This window comes from Nocardiopsis sp. EMB25, assembly GCF_026797795.1.
Lineage (GTDB): Bacteria > Actinomycetota > Actinomycetes > Streptosporangiales > Streptosporangiaceae > Nocardiopsis > Nocardiopsis lucentensis.
Genome location: NZ_JAMTDN010000001.1, coordinates 285,350 through 306,116, shown reverse-complemented (window position 1 = coordinate 306,116; position 20,767 = coordinate 285,350). Strand labels below are relative to the sequence as shown.

General features: G+C 71.1%; 14 protein-coding genes. 7 read left to right on the top strand and 7 right to left on the bottom strand.

Annotation, left to right across the window (positions count from 1 at the left end):
• Positions 1-49: 49 nt before the first annotated feature.
• Positions 50-2,476, top strand: coding sequence for a DUF262 domain-containing protein (locus tag KIK06_RS01325; protein WP_268641569.1), 2,427 nt, complete (start codon positions 50-52; stop codon positions 2,474-2,476).
• A gap of 384 nt (positions 2,477-2,860) precedes the next feature.
• Here KIK06_RS01325 and KIK06_RS01320 read toward each other — a convergent pair whose 3' ends face one another.
• Positions 2,861-4,090, bottom strand: coding sequence for a sensor histidine kinase (locus KIK06_RS01320; RefSeq protein ID WP_268641568.1), 1,230 nt, complete (start codon positions 4,088-4,090; stop codon positions 2,861-2,863).
• Positions 4,090-4,776, bottom strand: a complete 687-nt coding sequence (cseB, locus tag KIK06_RS29310; RefSeq protein WP_017598816.1) for a two-component system response regulator CseB — start codon at positions 4,774-4,776, stop codon at positions 4,090-4,092. Before cseB ends, KIK06_RS01320 begins: the two co-directional genes overlap by 1 nt.
• A gap of 718 nt (positions 4,777-5,494) precedes the next feature.
• Here cseB and KIK06_RS01310 point away from each other — a divergent pair.
• Complete coding sequence (locus tag KIK06_RS01310; RefSeq protein ID WP_017598818.1) at positions 5,495-6,199, top strand: polysaccharide deacetylase family protein; 705 nt, start codon at positions 5,495-5,497, stop codon at positions 6,197-6,199.
• 120 nt (positions 6,200-6,319) lie between these two features.
• Here the strand turns inward: KIK06_RS01310 and KIK06_RS01305 are convergent, their stop codons facing one another.
• Complete coding sequence (locus KIK06_RS01305; protein WP_017598819.1) at positions 6,320-6,973, bottom strand: response regulator transcription factor; 654 nt, start codon at positions 6,971-6,973, stop codon at positions 6,320-6,322.
• Complete coding sequence (locus KIK06_RS01300; protein ID WP_017598820.1) at positions 6,961-8,235, bottom strand: sensor histidine kinase; 1,275 nt, start codon at positions 8,233-8,235, stop codon at positions 6,961-6,963. The genes KIK06_RS01305 and KIK06_RS01300 overlap by 13 nt, the downstream gene beginning before the upstream one ends.
• Positions 8,236-8,458: 223 nt before the next feature.
• Between KIK06_RS01300 and KIK06_RS01295 the strand changes: the two genes are divergently transcribed.
• Positions 8,459-8,704, top strand: coding sequence for a hypothetical protein (locus KIK06_RS01295; RefSeq protein WP_268641567.1), 246 nt, complete (start codon positions 8,459-8,461; stop codon positions 8,702-8,704).
• 548 nt (positions 8,705-9,252) lie between these two features.
• Here the strand turns inward: KIK06_RS01295 and KIK06_RS01290 are convergent.
• Positions 9,253-9,618 (bottom strand): hypothetical protein, encoded by a 366-nt coding sequence (locus KIK06_RS01290; RefSeq protein WP_268641566.1) that lies wholly within the window; start codon positions 9,616-9,618, stop codon positions 9,253-9,255.
• A 577-nt stretch (positions 9,619-10,195) separates the two neighbouring features.
• Between KIK06_RS01290 and KIK06_RS01285 the strand changes: the two genes are divergently transcribed.
• Together KIK06_RS01285 and KIK06_RS01280 are read left to right on the top strand one after the other, a co-directional pair.
• Positions 10,196-13,474, top strand: coding sequence for a tetratricopeptide repeat protein (locus KIK06_RS01285; protein WP_268641565.1), 3,279 nt, complete (start codon positions 10,196-10,198; stop codon positions 13,472-13,474).
• A 74-nt stretch (positions 13,475-13,548) separates the two neighbouring features.
• Complete coding sequence (locus KIK06_RS01280; protein ID WP_268641564.1) at positions 13,549-15,648, top strand: acyltransferase family protein; 2,100 nt, start codon at positions 13,549-13,551, stop codon at positions 15,646-15,648.
• Between the two features lie 85 nt (positions 15,649-15,733).
• On the opposite strand, the gene KIK06_RS01275 is transcribed toward KIK06_RS01280, so the two are convergent.
• Positions 15,734-16,783, bottom strand: coding sequence for a hypothetical protein (locus tag KIK06_RS01275; RefSeq protein WP_268641563.1), 1,050 nt, complete (start codon positions 16,781-16,783; stop codon positions 15,734-15,736).
• 261 nt (positions 16,784-17,044) lie between these two features.
• Positions 17,045-17,707: a hypothetical protein gene (locus KIK06_RS01270; RefSeq protein ID WP_268641561.1), complete on the bottom strand. Its 663-nt coding sequence runs from the start codon at positions 17,705-17,707 to the stop codon at positions 17,045-17,047.
• Positions 17,708-18,480: 773 nt separating this feature from the next.
• Here KIK06_RS01270 and grpE point away from each other — a divergent pair.
• Entirely contained in the window at positions 18,481-19,086 is a 606-nt protein-coding gene (gene grpE, locus KIK06_RS01265) for a nucleotide exchange factor GrpE (protein WP_268641560.1), read from the top strand.
• Between the two features lie 13 nt (positions 19,087-19,099).
• Positions 19,100-20,728 carry an Hsp70 family protein gene (locus tag KIK06_RS01260; protein ID WP_268641559.1) on the top strand — a complete coding sequence of 543 codons (1,629 nt, stop codon included), beginning with the start codon at positions 19,100-19,102 and terminating at the stop codon, positions 20,726-20,728.
• The last annotated feature ends 39 nt before the right edge of the window (positions 20,729-20,767 follow it).

The following is a 20,767-nucleotide window of genomic DNA, read 5'->3' as shown; positions in this document are numbered from 1 at the left end:
CGTCCGAGATTGCGGAGACATGCAGGCCAACGAAACCACCTTCCGAAACATGGTCGAAGGAACCAAGCAGTTCCAGGTGCCGCTGTACCAACGCCCCTACTCCTGGGGCAGGGAGGAACTGGAGCGGCTCTGGGGCGACCTCACCGAACAGGTCGACCGCGACGAGGAGGCGCGCCCGCCCCGGTCCGCCGGGCACTTCCTGGGCTCGGTCGTGCTCGCGCCCGGGTCGTCCTCGGCGAGCACGCTGACCCGTTGGCTGGTCATCGACGGACAACAGCGGCTCACCTCACTGTCCATCGCGCTCGCGGCCATCCGCGACCGGCTGCGTGAGGTGGAGGTGCTCGAGGAGGGTGACCCCAGCGGCGCGGACCGGATCGATGACGTCTACCTGGTGAACAAGTACAACAAGGGACCTGACAAGTACCGGATCGCGCCGACCCAGGCCGACCGGTCCGCCTTCGCGGCCGTCGTCAACGGGCACCCCGAAGCGGGCGGTGACGACAGGGTCGGGTTCGCCTACAACTACTTCGCCCGCCAGGTCAGGCACTACACCGAGGAGGATCTCCTCCGGATCGAGGAGATCATCGGCCACCGGCTCAGCCTGGTGGACATCCAGGCAGAGGCGGGCGACAACGTCTTCCGGATCTTCGAGTCCCTGAACAACACCGGTAAGGGACTCAGCCAGACCGACCTGTTGCGCAACTACGTCTTCATGCTCCTGCCCGACACCGGACAGGAGGTGTACGACGAGGTCTGGTTGCCGATGCAGGACGAACTGGGTCCGGAGACACTGGAGACCCTGGCCTGGCTGGATCTGGTACTGCGTGGGGACGAGCGGGCGAAACAGAGCGAGGTCTACCACGGGCAGAAGGAACGCCTGGAGAAAGTGTCCCACGCCGGTGGTGAGAGGGCCCTACGCGGCGAGGTCGAACACCTGTGGCGTCTGGGGCAGCTGCTGCAGCGCGTACTCGACCCCGTCTTCGAAAGCGACCCGGAGCTGGCCGAGGTCCTGACCCGCCTCGAATCCTGGGGTAACAAGATCTACCGACCGCTGGCGCTACACCTGATGGTGCTACGCGACCAGGGGCACACCGACACCGAAGAGCTGATCCGCGCACTGGGGTATGTGGAGAGTTTCCTGGTCCGACGCATGATCGCCGGTGTACCGACCCAGGGGCTCAACAGGATCTTCATGTCCTCACCCAAGGAGATCCAGCCGGGTGGCTCGGTCGCGGACTCCGTGCACCGGTACCTGTCGGATCCGCGTCGGCGCTGGCCGTCCGACAAGGCACTGCGCGAGGCGGTGGCACACCGCAATTTCTACTGGTCGGGTCAGGCCCTACAGCGCACCTTCGTACTGCGCAGGTTGGAGGAGGCCTTCGACTCCCCCGAGCCGGTGGACTTCGGCAAGGCCAAGGTAAGTATCGAACACGTTATGCCGCAGAGCATGACCGAGGAATGGTACGAGGTCCTGCGCAAGCAGACCGACCCGGACGAGACCGAGAACGAACTGCACGGACGTCTGCTACACACTCTGGGCAACCTGACCCTGACCGCGCAGAATTCGAAGCTGTCCAACCACATGTTCGAGCGCAAGCAGAAGATCTTCCAGTCCAGCGGTCTGAGCATGAACCGCCAGATCGCCGATGCTCCCAGTTGGGGAAGGCCGGAGATCGAGGCACGTGCCGCCCTTCTCGCAGACCACGCCTGTGCTCTGTGGCCTGCGCCCGCCTCCTCCGGTACTCAGGCACCGGAGGAGATCGGTGATGACCTCGCCCAGCAACTCGAACACGCGCTGGCGATGCTGGCGTCAGGCCGCTGGACCACGCACCGCGAACTCGCGGTACTCGTCGGGGCCAAGACGGCGACCGTGGCCCGGTATCTGAGTGCCAACCCGGGCACAGCCCACGAGGACCGGGCCTACCCCGACACCAGGGCCGCGGAGGAGGCGGGATCAGGGCATGAGGGGTTCGTGCCAGCCGCCGCACTGGCTGAACTGGTCGGACTCGAGGTGGACGAGTTCGTCGAACGGGAACGACAGTTCCACTCACTGCTCCTGGAGAACCAGCGGCCCGTGGTCGTACGGGCGGCTCAGGCCCTGATCGACGAATGGAACGCCGCCGGTGGTGACCTGCTCTGGGGGAGCGGCGCCGACACCAGCTGTTTCCTCCTCGCCTGGGACGAGAGCGTGAACGCCGACTGGCGATGGGCGATCGTGCTCTATCCGGCGTCGGGACGCGCTGAGGTGGTCTTCCAGCACATGGCGCGCCGCCCTCCGTTCGACGATGTGGCTCTGCGGAGGGAGTTGCTGCACAAGTTCAACGCGATCCCTGGAATCGACCTGCCCGAGGACTCACTGAACCGACGACCGAGTTTCCCGCTCGAGGTCCTCGTTGACGATGGCGGGGAGCGAGTGCAGCAGGTGCTGTTGTGGTTCCGTGAGCGCTGCCAGGAGTGGCTGGACCAACAGATGTGACCCTGGCACAGGGTTCACTCGGTGCACCCGTGGGGGTGCACCGGGGACGGCCAAGGATGTGCACCCGGAGGGTGCACACCTTCCAGCGGAACGCGGGGCAACCCAACACAACCAGGGGACCACCTCCCCCACTACCTGCGACTTCTCGTGTTTTCGCAGTTCAGGACACTCACCGACCGCAGTTCAAGTCCCGTCACTCACCCCAGGAGCTTAAGGCCCTGACCAGCACAAACGCGCTTAGGTCAGGGCCTTTCGCGTTGCCGGGGGTGCACCAGCGGGTGCACGGCAGCGAAGATTCTCCTGGTGGGTGTCCCCCACCCACCCCGTCAACTCACCCCCGCGTGGGGGACATCCGGCCCCCACAGGTCCGCGCGGAGCCCGCCGTCACGGGCCGGTGGGCCTCTGGACATCGGACCCCAGGTCCACGATCACCTGTGCTCCACCCGACCGGAGGTTGACCAGGGTGATCGTGGCCCCGATCACACGGGCCTGGCCGAAGGCGATGGTCAGCCCCAGTCCGTGCCCACCCGTGGCGTCACCCCCCTTGCGGAAGCGACTGGGCCCGTCGCGCAACAACTCCTCGGAGAAGCCTGGCCCGTGGTCGCGAATCGTGATCCGGGGGCCGTCGACCTCCACCTCCACCGGCAGGGCACCATGCGCGCAGGCGTTGGCGACCAGGTTGGCCAGGACACGCTCCAGACGCAGCGGATCAGTGCGTACGACGGCGTCGTCGCGCACGAGGACACGAACGTTCGGGTCCACGCCTGTGGCCCGGCGCACGGTGAACTCGCCCAACGCCACCTCGGCCGGGTCCGGGCACTGGGTGGCGGTGTCCAAACGCGCGACCTCCAGGACGTTTTCCACCAACGTGCGCAGAGCGCGCGCCCGGTCCCGCACCAGTTCCGAGGGGCGTCCCGGCGGCAGAAGGTCGGCGGCGGTGGACAGGCCGGTGATCGGGGTCCGCAACTCGTGGGCGATGTCCGCGGTCACCCGACGTTCGGCGTCCAGACGGCTCTGGAGCGCATCGGCCATGGCGTCGACGGCCCGCGCCAGATCGGCGGCCTCGTCCCGCAGACGTCCGCCGACGGCGTCCTCCACGCGTGTGCCGCGTTCTCCGTCGGCGACCCGGCGGGCCGCGATCGCGGCCCGCCGCAGCCGGGCCGAGAGCCGTGCGCCGATGACGACACCGGCTCCCGCGCCGAGCGCGATGACGGTCAGGCCGCCTGTCACCAGGACGCGGTCCAACCGCGCCAGATCGTCCAAGCGCGGGCGGTAGGTGGAGCGCAGGGACAGGATCCGATCCTCACCGACGGCGGTCGCGGCCCAGACCGCCCCGCCGTCGTCGTCGGGGCCCACGTAGGTGGCCGTCGCGCCGTTCTGGACGCCGACGCGCAGACCCGCGGGCAGGTCGGGATCGTCCAGGCTGCTGCCCAGGGTCGGGCGACCGTTGCGCCGGTACTCCTGGACCGCCAGTTCGAGCCGGTCGGTCTGGAGCCGCCGGGCCTCATCGGCCTGCTGGTAGGCGTAGGCGAAGTGCACCGTCAACCCCAGGGCGAGCGTGACGAGCACGCTGACCAGCGTGATCGTGATGGTGATCTGCCACCGCAGGCTCATCAGGGCTGCCCGGTGAACTTGTAGCCGAAACCGCGCACCGTCTCGACGTACCCGCCACCGATCTTGGTGCGCAGGCGCTGCACGTGGACGTCGACGACACGGGTGTCCCCGCCCCACGCGTAGTCCCACACGCTCTCCAACAACACGTCCCGGCTGAGCACGGTCCCGGGCGACCGCGCGAACCGCAGCAGCAGGCGCATCTCGGTCGGGGTCAGCGCGACCGGTCGGCCCGCGGACAGGACCCGTACGGCCTCCGTGTCGATCTCCAGGCCGCCGAACCGCAACGGACCCCGACGGTCCTGGTCCGCGGTGGCCGGGCGTTCGGTGCGGCGCAACACCGCCCGAATCCGTGCGGTGAGCACGGCGCCGTCGAACGGCTTGGTGACGTAGTCGTCGGCGCCCGCCTCCAGCCCCACCACGATGTCGACGGGGTCGTCGCGGGCGGAGAGCATGATCACGGGGACGAGGCTGACCTCGCGGATGCGACGGCACAGGCTCACGCCGTTCATCCCGGGCAGCATCACGTCGAGCAGGGCGACGTCGGGGCGCCGGGCGTGGAAGACCTCCAGACCGGTCCTGCCGTCGGACGCGACCGCCACACGGAACCCGTCGCGTTCCAGGCTGAGCTGGGTGGCCTCCCTGATGACGTCGTCATCCTCGACGAACAGTACGTGCGGAGCCTCCACGGCGTGTCCCTCACTCCCCGGCTTCGACGAGCCGCTCCCCGGCCCATTCGAGCATCGTGCGCTCGGTTCCCTGCGGGCAGGCAGAGTCATCGGCCCCCACAGGCCGCGGTCCACGAACAGGCCCGCGTCCCCGTCGACGTCGACCCGGCTTCCCGCCGACTCCGACGAGAAGACCCGCTCGCTCCGGTCGGTCCAGAGCCGGTAGACGTAGGAGGCGATGTAGGGGTTGCAGGCCGGAGGGGCCGAACAGTCCTGCACGTTGACGATCACCGCCCAGACGTCGGTGTCGGGGATGCGGAGGTACTCGGTGTAGACGGGGTACCACCCCCGCGACCACGCCTCGTCGCCCTCCCCCTGGCACGGCCAGGCGAGGACGTCCTTGACGCCCTGGTCGACCCCGGGGTCGTCGCGCAGCACCTGGACCGGGTCGACGCTGACGGCCTCGCCCCCACGGGTGCCCTCTCCAGGGGAGGGCGTGGAGGGAAGGGGGGCGCCGTCCGAGGCGGGCACCTGTTCGATCCGCACCCCGGTGTCGACCGGCCCGCACGCGGTCACGGCGAGCGCGCACACCACCGCGGCCGGGACCGCGCCCGAGATGATCTTCACGCCGTCGATGCCAGTACCGCTCGCCGTGCCGTTACACGATCTACGGCTCTCCGACGGGACAGCGCAACACGCTCTCGGGGGGTTCGAGAAACCCGCTTCCTAGCGTCGGCCCATGGACATCCCATCGCATCCTTCCCGGGCCCTGGCGGTCAGTGTGGCCTGCGTGACGTTCCTGGCGGCGGCCTGCGGCGTCGTCGGCGCCGAACTCCGCTCGTCGCACCGGGCCGCCGGGGCGGAGGAGGGGCCGGACACCGGTGTCGTGTACAGCGTGCGCACGACGGACCCCGTCGTCTTCCTCACCATCGACGACGGTGCCGCGCGCTCGCCGGAGATGGTCGACGTGCTCGTCGACTCGGGAATCAGCGCCACCCTGTTCCTGACCGACGGCTACGTCCGCCAGGACCCCGATTTCTTCCGGCGGCTCAGCGAACGCACCGGTTCGACCATTCAGAACCACACACTCGACCACCCCGACCTCGCCGACGAACCCCCCGACGAGCAGCGCCGGCAGATCTGCGCCACCTCCGACTCCTACGAGCGGGAGTTCGGCCACAGACCCGCCCTGCTGCGGCCGCCCTACGGCAGTTTCGACGACCACACCCTGCGCGCGGCACAGGAGTGCGGCATCGACGAGGTCGTGCACTGGAGTGCGGAGGTCCGCGAGGGCCGAATGGAGTTCGCGGCCGGGGACCGGCTCCGCCCGGGCGACATCGTGCTGATGCACTTCGGGGAGGACTTCGCCGAGGACGTCGCGGAGTTCGCCGCTCAGGCCGACCGGGTCGGCCTGAGCCCCGCGCTGTTGGAGGACTATCTGTGAGGGACGTAGCGGGACCGGCCGCGAGGCGTCGGCCCGCGCCTCGGTCTGGCCGACGGCGAGATCGGCGCCCCGACCCCGGCCATCGGCCCCGTCGCCGCGTCGACGATCGTCCGCGCGTCGTCAGCGGCCGACGGCGTTCAGGTAGCGGAGCACCGCGGCGACGCGCCGGTCCGAACGGTCGTCCGGGGCCAGGCCGAGCTTCCCGAAGATGTTGCGGATGTGCTTGTGCACGGCTCCCTCAGTGACGGTCATCCGCTCGGCGATCGCCCCGTTGCCCAGGCCTTCGGCCATGAGGGCGAGCACGTCGCGCTCACGGGGGCTGAGCCGTGCCAGGACGTCGTCGGCGTGCTTGCGGGCGAACAACTGGGCGACCACCTCCGGATCGATGGCGATCTGCCCGCCCGCCACCCTGCGCAGGGTGTCCAGGAACTGGTCGACCCGGCCGACACGCTCCTTGAGCAGGTAGCCGATACCCGAGGTCCCGCTCTCCATCAGCTCCGTCGCGAAGGACTGCTCGACATAGGCCGACAGCACCAGGACCGGCAGACCCGCGCGGATGTCGCGGGCGCGTACCGCCGCCTGGACGCCCTCGTCGGTGTAGGTCGGGGGCATCCGCACGTCGATGATGGCGATGTCGGGTTCGTGCTCGACCACGGCGTCGAGCAGCGTGTCGGCCTCGCCGACGGCCGCGCAGATATGGAAGCCCTCGTCCCGCAGCAGGGCGGCCATCCCCTCCCGGAGCAGGGCGTCGTCCTCGGCGATCACGATCCGCACGGCAGCTCCACCCAGATGTCGGTCGGCCCGCCTCCGGGGCTGTCCACGGTGAGCACGCCGTCGTGTGCCTCCACCCGGCGCCGGATTCCGACCAGGCCGGTCCCGGCGCGCTCGTCCGCGCCTCCCCGCCCGTCGTCGTGGATGTGGATACGCAGGACGTCCTCCTCTTCGCTGACCCGGACGCGGGCGTGTCCGGCCCCGCTGTGCCGAGTGACGTTGGTGACCGCTTCGGCGACGGCGAAGTAGGCCGTCGCCTCGATGGACGAGGCCAGGGGCCCCAGACCGTCGACCTCGACCGTGCAGGGAACCGAGCAGCCCGTGGCCAGCGCGCTGAGCGCCCCTTCCAGATCATGGCTCTCCAGGGCCGGTGGGAGGATGCCGCGTACCAGACCGCGCAGTTCGGCGAGAGCGTCCTCGGCCGCGGCCTGGGCTCGCTCCATCGCCGCCTCCGCTCGCTCCGGGGCGGTCCTCAGCGCCCGCCGTGCGGCCCCCAGCTGGATGATGACGGCGACCAGGCGGCTCTGCGCTCCGTCGTGCAGGGATCGCTCGATCCGGCGGAGTTCGGTGGTGTGCGACTGCAGGGCGGCGGCCCTGGTGGCCGTGAGTTCGGTGATGCGTTCGTGGAGGACCACCCGTGAGTGCGGCCGCAGCAGTCGGCGGCCGGGCCACGACTGGAGCCAGGCCAGGATCGGCTCGATCCCGAAGGTGATCGCCCCCCAGCCCACCCCCAGCATGCCGACGGCCAGGGCCGCGTACCAGTCGTGGGCGGGGACGCCGATGGATGCCCCGGCCGCGTCCGGGGGCAGCAGCCACCACCACAGGGGGAAGGTGCCGTCCCGGACCGCGACCACCGGAAGCAGGACCCCGAGAAGGCCTGTCAGGAGTCCCAGCGTGGAGTGGCAGGACAGCCAGACCAGGTCACGCCGGACCTGGACGTCGTGGACGAGGGCCCGGAACGCGTCGACGGGGGTGGTCGGGGCGTCGGCCGACGCGGGTGACGGCACCGGCGGCCCCCAGCGGGTGAGGCGGTGCCGTTCCCGGTTGGCCACCGTGCGTAGCAGCCGCAGGGCCGAGGGCAGCAACAGCAGGCCGACGCCGAGCGGGCTCGTGAGGAGGACGACGCCGAGGACCGCGAGGGCGAACAGTGCCATCAGGGCGGTGATCAGTCCACCGGCGAGGCGCTCCAGGCTCAGGAACACGTTGTTGAGCCCGGTCACCACCAGTTCCCGGAACGGCCTGGTGTCGTTGTCTGCGGGGGGCATGCTCACTTCCTGGCCGAAGCCGAACCGACGCAACCCTACCGGCGCGAAGCGCCCGCCGGATGGGCGGCCCGAAGGAGTACAGCCTGCTATACCCCGACTGTTCAGCGTGCGGGATCGTCCCGCGGGGGGTCGGGATTCTAGTGTCGTACCCGTCCACGGCGAGGATCACTCGGCCGTACGGACCCGTCCCGACCGCTGACTCCGGATCCCCAGGAGATACCAGATGAGTGACCCCTACCGTTTCGCAGAGAGCCCGGGCAATGCTGGACGGCGCCGTGACGGCGCTCCCGCCAGGCGGGGCCGACGCGCGGTGCGGGCCGTGCTGTGGCTACTGATCATCCTCGGCGCCACGGCCAACGCGGTCACCTCCCTCGGCGGTTTCCACCCGATGATCAGCGTCGGGTTCGGGCTTCTGACCGTCCTGTTCATCGTCCTCCTGGTCATGCACCATCTGCGTCACCGCAGGTAGCCCGGCACCAAGAAGAAAGAAAAGAACAACCCTTCGCCTCCTTCGAATCGCATACACCAACCGCCCGGCGGCACCGGGCGGTTTTCTTGTTTTCTCCGGACAAGTTCGGCCAACCGAAGGAACGATTCATCGCACCATCCCATCGAAACATTTCCGAGAGCAACCCACGCGGTCGGCATCAGACGCACAGGCCAGACGAAGTAACTTTATCGATTTCTCCGATCTTTCATTCGATCCGCCACCCAAAGGGCCCCCAACACAACGACAGCGCAACGCGAGGCACACCCGCAGAACGGTGAGCCAGTCCCGGAAACACCCACCGCGGCCCAAGACGGATCATCAGAAGCGATAAACAAGGCGAACCGCCCGGTCACCACCCGTTCCCGCTTCACGCACGGTTCGGTCCCCAAGGTCTTCACCGCGGCGCTCGGCCCGCCACCGGCTCGGACGGGCCCAGTGGGACGGAGTCTCAGCCGCGGCCGAACACGGACAGGGTCGGGGAGCCGTCCGCGAGGGGCGGCCGGTGGTCGCCGACCGCCGGCTCCACCTCATCGAGGGCGCCCAACGCGCCGACCAGGGCGACGGGCAGTCGGACGCTCTCGGGGAGGTGTTCGGAGGCGGCGATGGGCGTAGGACGCGACCACGGGATCGTGGGTGACCACGAGGACCGTCTGGCCCAGCGCGACGGCCGTGTCCCGCGACGGAGACAGCTCCCGCGCGCCGGTGCGGGAGTCCAGGGCGCCGGTGGGATCGTCGGCCAACACCAGGTCGGGGCGGGTGATGAGGGCGCGCGGCGGCCCGGCCAGGGCCCGGCGCAGGTCCTCGTAGGCGGTCAGGACGCACCGCTCAGACCGGTCTCGTGCGGGATCCGCTGAGCGGGCCGTGGCGGCGCTCCCGGACGGGGTGGGCGGCACACAGGGTGCGCGGTTCGGGGGTGAAGCCCGGCGGAGTCCCCGGTACGTGACAGGGCCTCGTCCAGGACCTCCGCCGCCCGGCAGGGGGGGTGCTCCCGGAGCAGCCGGGAGCCCTCGGCGACGAGTCGCTCGAAGGCGTGGGCGTCGACCTCCCCAGACGGCACGTCCAGGCGGTACCCGCCGCCGTGGGCGACCGGCCCGTCACCCATGCGTCGGGGCGGGGCGACCCGTGCCGCGGACCCCCGTGTGACCGGAAGCGGTCAGCGCCGCACCCCGGGAGAACCGCCCAGCTCAGGCCCTACGCCCCGACCCGGTTCCGCCGTTCACGCAGGTGGGCGGGGATTGTCCTGCCCGTCCGGGCGCTGTTAGCGTCCTGCCTGCCCGATCACCATCCGTGACCGGACCCGCGAGCTCCCCGTCCGCCCCTCGGGGAAGACCACCGCGCCCGGACAGCGCCGTCCACTCCCCCGGCGGGCCCGCCGGCACACTCCCACCGGCGGGCCCGCTCCCTCCCTCCAGAGGGTGGGTGGCGCGGAACCGGGACAGCGGGAGTGCCTCCGACGAGAGTGGAGTGGGTGTGGACAGCGGTTCGCGTTCGAAGGTCACCCGCCGGCGCCCGCGCGGTCGGCGACCGTTCGGTGTCGGCGTGGCCACGGGGTTGGCTCTACTCCTGGGTCTGGGAAGCGTGCTCCAGGAGCTCCCGGACCTCATACCGGGCGGTGACGGCCTGATCGCGGCGGCGCTCGCCGTCCTGGGCGGGGGCGTGGCGGCCACCGCCCAGGCGATGCTCGAACGGACCCCCAGCACACCGGGCCCAGCGGAGGAGCCCGCTCTGCGCAGGCGGCTGCCCCCTCCCGTCGAGTACTTCACCGGTCACTCCGACCTCATGGACGAGCTGCGACAGGCCTTCGACCGCTTCCGCCCCGCGGGCGCCCGGCGTCTGCTCCGCCGCCCGCGGCGTCCGCACCGCGGCCCGTTGGCCGTGGTCATCACCGGTGAGAGCGGCACCGGGAAGAGCCAACTGGTCGCCCAGATCGTCGACGAGGTCTCCAACCGCTTCCCGGACGGCAAGTTGGAGTTCGAGCTCTACGGCGGCACCGACCCCGAGGGACCCACCACACCCCGTCCGGCCAGGCGGGGTCTCCTCAGCCGCGGCTGGCCGCGCCGACGCTCCGGTGACGAGGTTCCCCACGACATCGAGACGGGCGCCCCCGTCCGCCGCGGGCCTCGGCGGCCCGAGGACGTCCTCGCTCAGATGCTCACCGAGATCGGTGTCCGTTTCCCCGAGGACGCCGACCTGGACGAGCTCAGCGGACTGTGGCGAACGGAGACCGAGGAGCGCAGGTTGCTCATCGTCCTCGACAACGCCGAGGACCACGCCCAGGTCGAACCGCTGCTGCCGCTCGGGCGCGGCTGCGCCGTCCTGATCACCAGTCGCAACGGTTTCCCCGACGCGCCGCACACCATGCTCCGCCGCCGCCTGGATCCGCTCTCCCCCGACGAGGGTCTGGAACTACTGATCAGACTGGTGGACGGCTCCACCCGCCCCCTCTCGGAGGCCGACCGCGCCGCCCTGCCCGACCTCGCCGCCGCCTGCCACGGGTTCCCGATGGCCATCTGCCTGTCGGCCACGCAGATCATCCAGGAACGCGGTCCCAGCGCCGCCGACCAACTCCGCCACATGAAGGACCCCGTCCTCTGGCAGACACTGCCCGGCCCGAAGGCCATCGCCTCCTCACTCGCCTCCAGCCTGCGACGCTGTGAGCCCCGCGAACGGCTACTGCTCAACCGGCTGGCGGGTGCTGGCCTGACCACCTTCACCGCGTGGTCGGCCGCCGCCCTGCTCGGGGTCTCGGAGGACGAGGCCAAACCGCTCCTCCTGGAGATGAGCCACCGCCACCTGGTCACCTACCTGTACGAGTCGGGCGGCTTCGACCGGTTCCAGCTGCACGACCACGTCCGGGACACCCTGCTCCTGACGGGTCCGCACGTACTCGGTGTCCCCGACGGGGAACTGGCGGACTGGTCTCGGGAGGAGCTCGAACGCGCCGTGGAGCGGCTGCTGCTCGCCTTCGACCGGGTGGCGGCGGAGGCGGCGCGGCGCGCCGCCCCGCACGAGTGGAGTTTCGGCGGCGCCCTGCCCGGACACGACGCCCCCGGGGACGATCCCTGGGAGCCGCGGCAGTCGGGTCTGCCCGCGTCGACCGACCCCATGGCCTGGCTGGACTCCGAGTACCGGGGCTTCGAGGCCTGCTTCCAGTGGACGCGGCCCGGGGGCGGCCCCGGCTCCCGGGCCTCCCAGGCCAGACGGCGGCGGCACGCACGAGCCGTCGGGTACGGGTGGCGGCTGCGCCGCGCCTTCGCCGTCCTCTGCCGGACCGGCCACACTCGTTGGGAGGCCATGCGGGAGGCCACCTGGGAGGCCGCCGCGCTCGCCCTGGAGATGGGCGACCCGTTCGCCTATGGTGTCTCCCAGCTCGACCGCGCCGAGGTGGCCAGCGGCCACGGCGACCACGACGCCGGACACGAACGCGCCCTGACCGCGCTGTACGTCCTGGAGCAGCTCGCGGGGGTCGACCCACGCTGGCCGGCACGTGCGCGGCGCTCGGTCGGGGTGAACCTGTACCGGAGCGGCGACCTGGACGACGGCCGAGCCGAGATCGAGGAGGCCGTCAAGGTCTTCGCCGAACACGACGACCGCTGGTGGCAGGTCCGGGCGCTGTGCAACCTGGCCGAGGTCGACCGCTTCCAGGGGCACCTGGAGCGCGCCTACGACTTCCTGGTCCTGGCGCAGGAACTGCTCGTGGGCTCCCAGGACGTCCCCGAGCAGTGGGCCCGGGTCCAGTTGCAAAAGGGCGAGGTGCTGCGGCTACGCGGGTTCGCGCTCAACGCCTGGTTCGTGCTGGAGGACGAACGGGAGCGGATCGCCCACCTGCCCCACGGCGACTGGTACCACGCCCGCTACCTGCGTTCCCTGGGCCGTCTGTCCACCAACGAACTCAACCGGGAGGCCGGGGCGTGCGAACTGCTGCTGAGCCCCGACCGCGGACGTGAACGGCGACGGCTGACCGCGCGCGACCCGCGATGGCCGAGCCGGCAGCGGGCCCGGGTCACCGAGCTGTTCGTCGACGGTGACGAGGCCTACGCCGAACGGTTCGCCGAACCGCCGCCCCCGTCCGGGCTGTTCCGTCGACGCCCGCGGGTACGGGACGCCTGGCAGGCTTCGGAGCAGATCTCCCGGTTGCTGGCGGCGGAGCGGGCCTTCGCCCAGCTCGGTGACGCCTGGGGACGATGGCGCACGTGCCTGGTGCTGGGGGAGACCCGGATGGCCCAGGACCGCGGGGTCGGCAAGGAGGAGATGTTGCGGGCCGCCGCGGGCTTCCACGAGTTGGGCGACAAGTGGTGGCATGCCCGCGCGCACCGGCAGGCGGCGGAGGCGCTCCAGCAGGCCGGTCGGTTGACCGAGGCCGAGGAGCTGGCACGGGTCGCGGTCGAGGGGTACGGGGGGCTGCGCCACCGTTCCGGACAACTGCGGGCGATGAAGCTGCTGGCCGCGACCCTGACCGACCGCGACCTGTTGGAGGCGTGGCGGACGCTCAGGGAGGCGGCGGACCTGGCGGAGGAGGGCGTCCATCTGGGGGTGGTACCAGACTCGCTGCTCCAGGAGATCCGGAACCAGCTGAGCGTCACCGAGAACGGCCTGAACTACCCCCAGGGCACGAACCCCGCCCCGGGCCGGGAGCGGTCGGAGGGACGTCGGGGGCACGCCTCGGGCGGAGAGGGCCCGGCCGGTCCCGACAGCTCCCGAAACCGTGAACGGGGAAGGGAACACGGACCCCGGAAGTCCATTGGGTGAACTCCGGACTGAGGTTGCGCCAACGCCCACCGTGTCGGCTTTGTCCACAGTGAAGGCAACGGCAACATAACGGAATGCGCCCGAACCTCGTGTGGCGTCCGACGCCACGAACCACCCCCCGGCCGAGTGACGGGGCCGGACACACACCGCCCGCGGCCGCGCCGGGCGGCCGCCGGTTCCGCCCCGAGGTGCAGGGGTTGCGCGCCCTGGCCGTGCTGCTGGTCCTCGTCTATCACCTGGACCCCCGTCTGCTCCCGGGCGGCTACGTCGGCGTCGACGTGTTCTTCGTGATCTCCGGTTTCCTCATCACCTCGCTGCTGTACCGCGAGGCCACCGGAAAGGGCCGTGTCGCGCTCGGCCGCTTCTACGTGCGACGGGTCCGACGGCTGCTGCCCGCCGCGACGGTCGTGCTCGTCGCCACGGGGGCCGCCTCACTCGTCCTCCTCCCGCTGCCCCGGCTCGCCGACACCGCGTGGCAGCTGGTGGCCTCCGCCGCCTACGTCGAGAACCTCTACCTGGCCGACCAGGCGGTGGACTACCTGTCCGCCGAGGCACCTCCCAGCCCGGTGCAGCACTTCTGGTCGCTGTCGGTCGAGGAGCAGTTCTACGTGGTCTGGCCACTGCTGTTCGCCGTGTGGGCCCTGGCCCGGCGGCGTCCGCGCGCCGGTACGGGGTTCTTGGTCGTGGTCCTCGGCGCCCTGTTCACGGCGTCCCTGGCCGCCTCGGTCCTGCTGGCCGTGGAGGGGACGGCCGCGGCGTACTTCCTCCCCACGACACGGGCCTGGGAACTGGCCGCCGGAGGGCTGCTCGCCGTGGGGCTGGCGCGGGGCGGTCCGCCCTCCTGGCTCAAGCTTCCCTTGGGATGGCTCGGGCTGGCCGCCATCGCCGCGTCCGCCGTGTTCTACGACGCGGGCACGGCCTTCCCCGGATGGGCGGCGGCCCTTCCCGTCCTCGGCGCCGTCGCGGTGATCGCGGCCGAGGACTCCCCCGGTCGTCCGGCCGCGTCGGCGTTGCTGAGCACGGCCCCGGCCCGCTTCGTCGGGGACGTGTCCTACTCGCTGTACCTGTGGCACTGGCCGCTCATCATCCTCACCCTCGCGGTGACGGGGCGCGAGCGGTTGGGGGTGCTCGACGTCGTGCTCGTGGCCGCGCTGTCCCTCCTCCTGGCATGGGGCACGAAAGCGTGGGTGGAGGATCCCGTGCGCGACCGCGGCCTGGTGCCCGACGGGCGCCGGGCACTCGTCGTCGCCCTCGCGGGGGTGCTCGTGGTGAGCGCCGTGGCCGCCGCGGGTCTGGTGCGGGTGGAGCGTTCCGGATCGGTGGTATTCGATCCCGCCGTGCACACGGGGCCGGCCGCGATCGACCGGCCGGTGCCCTCGTCCGGTGAGCTCATGTACCCGACCCCGCTGGACGCCGCCGAGGACCTGCCCGCGGTCTACGACGACGGCTGTCAGGCCTCCCAGGACGACACGACTCCGGACACCTCGTGCGTCTACGGTGTCGAGGACGCCGACCGGACGGTCGCGGTCGTGGGCGACTCACACGGCGCGCAGTGGATCCCGGCGCTGGAGGAACTGGCGCTGGAGCGCGGCTGGCGGCTGGTGGTGTTCACGAAGTCCGCGTGCGCGTTCACGGACACACTGACCACGCGGGGGGAGGCACGGCCCTACGAGGAGTGCCGGACGTGGAACCGCGCCGTGGTCGACGAACTCATCGACCTGCGTCCCGACATGGCGATCACGAGCTCGTCGGTGATGGCGGACCCCGCCGACGCCGTGTCTTCGGGGGACGCCCAGAACATGATGGCCGAGGGCATGAGCCGGCTGTGGGACCGGGTGGGCGCGGCCGGGGTGGACGTGGTCATGATCCGGGACACGCCTCGCACGCGTGAGGACGTCCTGGAGTGTCTCACCGCCAACACCGACGACCTGTCCCGGTGCGACCGGTCCGAGGAGGAGGCCCTGGAACTCGACGACCCCCAGGAGAGAGCCGTCCGGATGATCGACGGCCACGCCGACCTCATCGACCTCAGCGACCGGTTCTGCGTGGCGGGCACGTGTCCGGCGGTGGTGGGGAACGTGGTGGTCTACCGGGACTCCCACCACATGACGGGCACCTACTCCCGGATGCTCAGCGCGGATCTGGGGGAGCGCCTCGACGCGGTGTTGGACTGACGCGAACGCCTGTCCCCGGCCCCGGGAGCGGGCGGATCGCCGTCCACCCGCTCGTACGGGCCGCCGTGGCGTGGGTCGTGGTGGCTCAGGGGCCGCCGTCGGCCTCGCTGTCCTCGGTGGCCCGGAGGGTGTCGGCGGTTTCGGGGAAGATCCCGCGGAGGCGGCTCGCGACCTCGGTGAAGCCGCCGCGCTCGAGGACGCGCACCTGATCACGCGCGAAGGCCGCGCGCTCGTCCGCGTCCTCGGCGGAGTCGATGAGGCCGCGGAGGATGGCCACCTGGACGTCCTCCTCCACGGGGTGGGGACTGGGAGCGTCGTCGGCGGGCCACCAGTAGCTCTCGTAACCCTCGCCGTCGACGTCACTGCCCGGTCCGGGCGGCGGGGGCAGGTCGGGCCCGTCGAAGGGGGCGAGTTCCTCGTAGTCGGCGGCGTAGTCGGGCTCGTCGGCTCCCACGAGGTCGACCGACGGCGCGCGCAGCGGGGGCGGGAGCTCGGACAGGTCCTCCTCGGCCGCGCGGATCGCCTCCCGCAGCGCGCGGTCCTTACGGAGGGCGGCCATCCGGCACAGCCGTTCGACGTCCTCGTCCGGGAGACGTAGCCGCACCTCCTCGGCCCACACGACGATCCCGGCGCCGGTGACCGCCCGCTCGACGGCCAGGAGCGCCCCCAGCTCGCATTCGGCCAGGCCGTGGTCGACGGGGGCGACCTCCCGTGCGAGCTCGGCCGCCCGGGTCACCACGGCGTGTACGGCCGGACCGGCGGGGTGACGCAGGCGCAGGTCCACGTGGCCGTCCCAGCGCCAGTGGACGACGGCGGAGAAGTCGAACCGGTGGTCCTCGACCGCGCTGGGCAGCGCGACCGTGCGCACCCGCGTGCCCGGAGCTTCGACGTCGGCGGACCCTCGTGCGGTGGGTACCCCTCCCCCGGGCACGGAGGCTTCCGAGGAATCGGGGCCGGAGACAGCCGCCCCGGAGGCGGCGAGGCCGGGACGGACCAGGACGGCGCCCACCACGAGGAGGACGGCCGGTATCCACAACAGGGTCCACGGAGACGGCAGGAGGTAGGCGACGACGCAAAGGACGGCGAGCGCGACCGCGGCGGCGACCAGGACACGCGGACGGAGGACGGGGGACACGTGGAACGTCTCCTCTCGCGGTACGGCGTCGGGAATCGGGCTCGCGACCGGGGGATCAGCGCGGTGCCGCCCCCGACAGTCTGCCCGAGTCCCTGACCGGTCGGGGCGGGAACGGCGCTCCGGCCCGGGTGTGGAGCGATACAGCGGTGCCCTGGACGCCCCGTCCCGCACCCGGAATCCGTCCCGTGTGCCCCCGCACGCCCCCCGGCGGGCGGGATGTTCGGGATCGGCGTGTCTCCGCGGCCGTGTAGCCCTGTGGTGTCATCGGGCGTCCGGCACCTGCCCAGGTCCGGTTGGCGGCCGACCCGGTCCCGTCGGGGGCCGCTGCCGCCCCGAGGCCTGCGGGAAACCCGGAGGAGCGTGCCCGCCGGGAACCGGTCCCGGCACGGTGCCGCCCCCGGACGGACCCCACCGGGGAGGGGCGGTGTACGGCTGGCCCGTGGCCCCCGGGGGTGCTCCGGTTCCCCGAGGAGCGCCGACCGGCGGCCCCGAAGTCCTTCCGCGGTCCAGGACGATCTCAACGACGCCGAACACCGCCACCGTGAGGAGCACCAGGAAGGTGAACCAGAACCCCACACCGGTGGTGGTCTGGATCGTGGCCATCGACACGTCCACCTCGGCTCCGGACGACACCTCCTCACGGGCGCCCGCGTGGGTCACCGCCTGGTTGACGATGACGAGCACGAGCGCCAGACCCGAGGCCGCCGTGGCCGCCACCGAGCGCAGGAACGGTCTCGGCAGCACGGCGCTGGTGACGGCGCCCGCGACGACCAGGAGCAGCGGGAGCAGCGCGAGTACCCGGACCCCCGACCGCAGGTCCTCGCGGTCGGCTTCGGAGAACTCCCCGGCCAGGGATCCGTCGATGCTCGGCAGGCCGTTGAAGGCCAGGTCGTAACCGCTGTAGCTGATGGCGAGGTCGCCCATCACCCCACTGCAGGAAACCGTGAAGAACGGCATGGAGAAACAGAGGAGGACAAAGGCGAGTCCGCTCGGGCTGATCAGTCTCCTGGGCCATGAGGTCGGGGACACGTGGATTCTTTTTCCTCTCATCGCCCGAACCCTCCGGGCACGCGTCAGGGGGTGGGGGCGGAGTGCGAGACCCCGCCCACCACTAAGGTGGCAGCCTTCACCTCCGCGATCAAACCGGCCTGTGGACAAGTGGATGGCCGGACCTTCGCGTGTTCGGCCTCTCCGCTCCGTTCCGGCCCCCGGAACAGAGTGCGAGCACGATCGGGTGAACCGGGGACACCTCCCTCCGCGGGTGACCCGCACGTGCCCGACACCGTCCCGATGACCGCGGGTCCCCCCTCCGGCGCCGTGCCCGAAACACCCCGCGAACAAAGACGAAGGGACCGTTTTCCAACGCCGGGCTCCAGGGAAACAGGAAAGCCCTTCAGCGGACGGTGTCCTCGCGCCTTCCCACGGCACCGCCTTTCTCCGATTTCGGTCGCACTTCTGGCCGGTTACGGCCAATGAACCGGCGCCCTCGCGAGGGGGATCATCCCAGGTCGAGACGTGCGTCCCCTGCCACCCCTACCGCGCGCGCGTATTCACCGCGTGAAACCCCGCCTCCGGGAGTATGCTCGTGCACGTCCCGGTCTTCTCCGGCCCCCTTCCGCCCCGATGGTCCGCCCGGCTCCCCCGGATACCGGCGCCGTCACGCGCGCCCTCGCACACCGTGGTGAAAGGCAGCATCGATGGAATCACCCGACGACGCCCCGGACGCCCGTCCGCCGCACCCGACGGACACCTCCGACCCGGTCGCCCCCGGCCCCGACGCCTCCGCCACGGTTCCCGTACCCGGCTGGGACCGGCTCTTCGCGCGACTCACGGCCCTCGACGAACGTCTGGCCGGACTGGACGAGCGCGCCCGCCACCGCGAGTCGGTCATCGACCGGCTGCACGCCGAGAACCAGGAGCTCAAGTCGGGTGAGCGACGCGCTGTCCTCGACCCGGTGATCACCGACCTCATCCACCTGTACGAGCAACTCGACCGTGAGTCCTGCGGCCTGCGCGAGCGCGACGAGGGCCGCCTGGCCGACCTCCTGGCGAGCCTGGCCGACGACGCCCTCCTGGCCCTGGAACGGGTCGGAGTGGAACTCGTCGAGGCCGAGGCCGGCGACCCCTTCCAGTCCGACCTGCACCGCCCCCTGTCCACCGTCGACGACCCCGACCCCGAGCGCGCCCACACTGTCGCGCGCGTCGTCTCCCACGGCTTCCGCGACGCCGCCACCGGGCGAGTCCGCCGCAAGGTCCAGGCGCACTTCTTCCGGCACGCCGAACCCACCCCTGACCACCCCTGACCAGGAAGGGCCCATGACCACCTACGGAATCGACCTTGGCACCACCTACTCCTGTGTCGCCTCGGTGGACGACACCGGGCGCGCCGCCATCGCCAGGAACGCCATGGGCAACGACACCACGCCCTCGGTGGTCTACTTCGAGTCGGCGGACAACGTGGTCGTCGGCGAGGAGGCCAAGAACACCGCGATCCTTTTCCCCGAACAGGTCGTCTCCCTGGTCAAGCGGCAGATGGGCGAGTCGGCCGGTTACGAGTTCCACGGCCACACGCACACCCCGGAGACCATCTCCGCGCTGATCCTGCGCGAACTGGCGCGCGCCGCCGGGGAGCACGACCGCGGAACCGTCGAGGACGTCGTCATCACCGTCCCCGCCTACTTCGGTATCACGGAGAAGGAGGCCACCCGCAGGGCCGGGGAGATCGCCGGCCTCAACGTCCTGGACATCGTCCCCGAACCAGTCGCCGCCGCCCTGCACTACCAGAGCCTGGACACCGACGCCGGGGTCCGGCATCTGCTCGTCTACGACCTCGGCGGCGGCACCTTCGACACCACCGTCATCCGGGTCGAGGACAACGACGTCCGCGTGGTGTGCACCGACGGCGACCACCGCCTCGGCGGAGCGGACTGGGACGAGAAGCTCACCGACTTCCTACTGGAGCGCTTCGTCGCCGAGCACCCCGACCCCGACCCCGGCGGCGACGAGCAGTTCCTCCAGGACCTGGCCACGGCCGCCGAGCAGATCAAGAAGTCTCTGAGCACCCGCGAGAACGCCCGACACAACCTGCGGTTCGAGGGATCCGCCGTCCGGGTGGAACTCACCCGCGACGACTTCGAGGAGCTCACCTCCGACCTGCTCGAACGCACCCTGGCCATCACCGAGCGCACGATCGGGGCCGCCCGCGAACGCGGAGTCACCCACTTCGACGACGTCCTGCTCGTGGGCGGTATGACTCGCATGCCAGCCGTCGCCCGGACTCTGCGCGACCGGTTCGGGTTCGACGCCCACATACACGAGCCCGACCTCGCCGTGGCCAAGGGCGCGGCCCTGTTCGCTCTGGTCCGCCAGGTGAAGAACGTCATGGGGACGGCCGCCGACGGCGGCGACCGTGCGCGCCGGGCCGGAGAGGTGGCCGCCGCGCTCAACATCCCCACCGCTCAGGTCGAGCAGCTGGCGGACAAGTCGATCACCAGCGTCTCCCCGCGCGCGTTCGGTGTGAAGGTCGTCGACACCGACGACCCCGTCTTCGCCCGCGACCCCGGCTCCGCACGCCGGTTCGTCAGCCACCTCATCCAGGCCAACGAACCCCTGCCGACCACGGCCCAGGACGGTTTCGCGACCGTGTCGGACCACCAGGAGTCGGTGGAGATCGACGTCTGGGAGCAAGCCGGTTCCGTCGCCTCCGAAGCGTTGGAGCACAACGCCCACATCGGTGACGCCCTGTTGTCCGGCCTGCCGAAGGGCCCCGCCGGCACTCCGTTCCAGGTCGAGTTCCACCTCACCGAGACCGGTCTGCTGCGCGTGCGCGCCTGGGACCCCGCCAACGGGGGCGAGGTCGACTTCGACATCCAGATCGGCGGAATGACCGAGGAGAGCGTGGAGCAGGCCAAGAGCGCCGTCGCGATGATCCGCACCTCGGGGTGACATCCGGGCGGGGGACCGGGGAAGACGCGAGGGCGAAGG

Excerpts from the sequence above, each read along its gene's own strand:
- KIK06_RS01325 (WP_268641569.1), top strand. The coding sequence starts at position 50 with ATGGTCGAAGGAACCAAGCAGTTCCAGGTGCCGCTGTACCAACGCCCC.
- KIK06_RS01320 (WP_268641568.1), bottom strand. The coding sequence starts at position 4,090 with ATGAGCCTGCGGTGGCAGATCACCATCACGATCACGCTGGTCAGCGTG.
- KIK06_RS01310 (WP_017598818.1), top strand. The coding sequence starts at position 5,495 with ATGGACATCCCATCGCATCCTTCCCGGGCCCTGGCGGTCAGTGTGGCC.
- KIK06_RS01300 (WP_017598820.1), bottom strand. The coding sequence starts at position 8,235 with ATGCCCCCCGCAGACAACGACACCAGGCCGTTCCGGGAACTGGTGGTG.
- KIK06_RS01295 (WP_268641567.1), top strand. The coding sequence starts at position 8,459 with ATGAGTGACCCCTACCGTTTCGCAGAGAGCCCGGGCAATGCTGGACGG.
- KIK06_RS01280 (WP_268641564.1), top strand. The coding sequence starts at position 13,549 with ATGCGCCCGAACCTCGTGTGGCGTCCGACGCCACGAACCACCCCCCGG.
- KIK06_RS01270 (WP_268641561.1), bottom strand. The coding sequence starts at position 17,707 with ATGGGCGACCTCGCCATCAGCTACAGCGGTTACGACCTGGCCTTCAAC.
- grpE (WP_268641560.1), top strand. The coding sequence starts at position 18,481 with ATGGAATCACCCGACGACGCCCCGGACGCCCGTCCGCCGCACCCGACG.
- KIK06_RS01260 (WP_268641559.1), top strand. The coding sequence starts at position 19,100 with ATGACCACCTACGGAATCGACCTTGGCACCACCTACTCCTGTGTCGCC.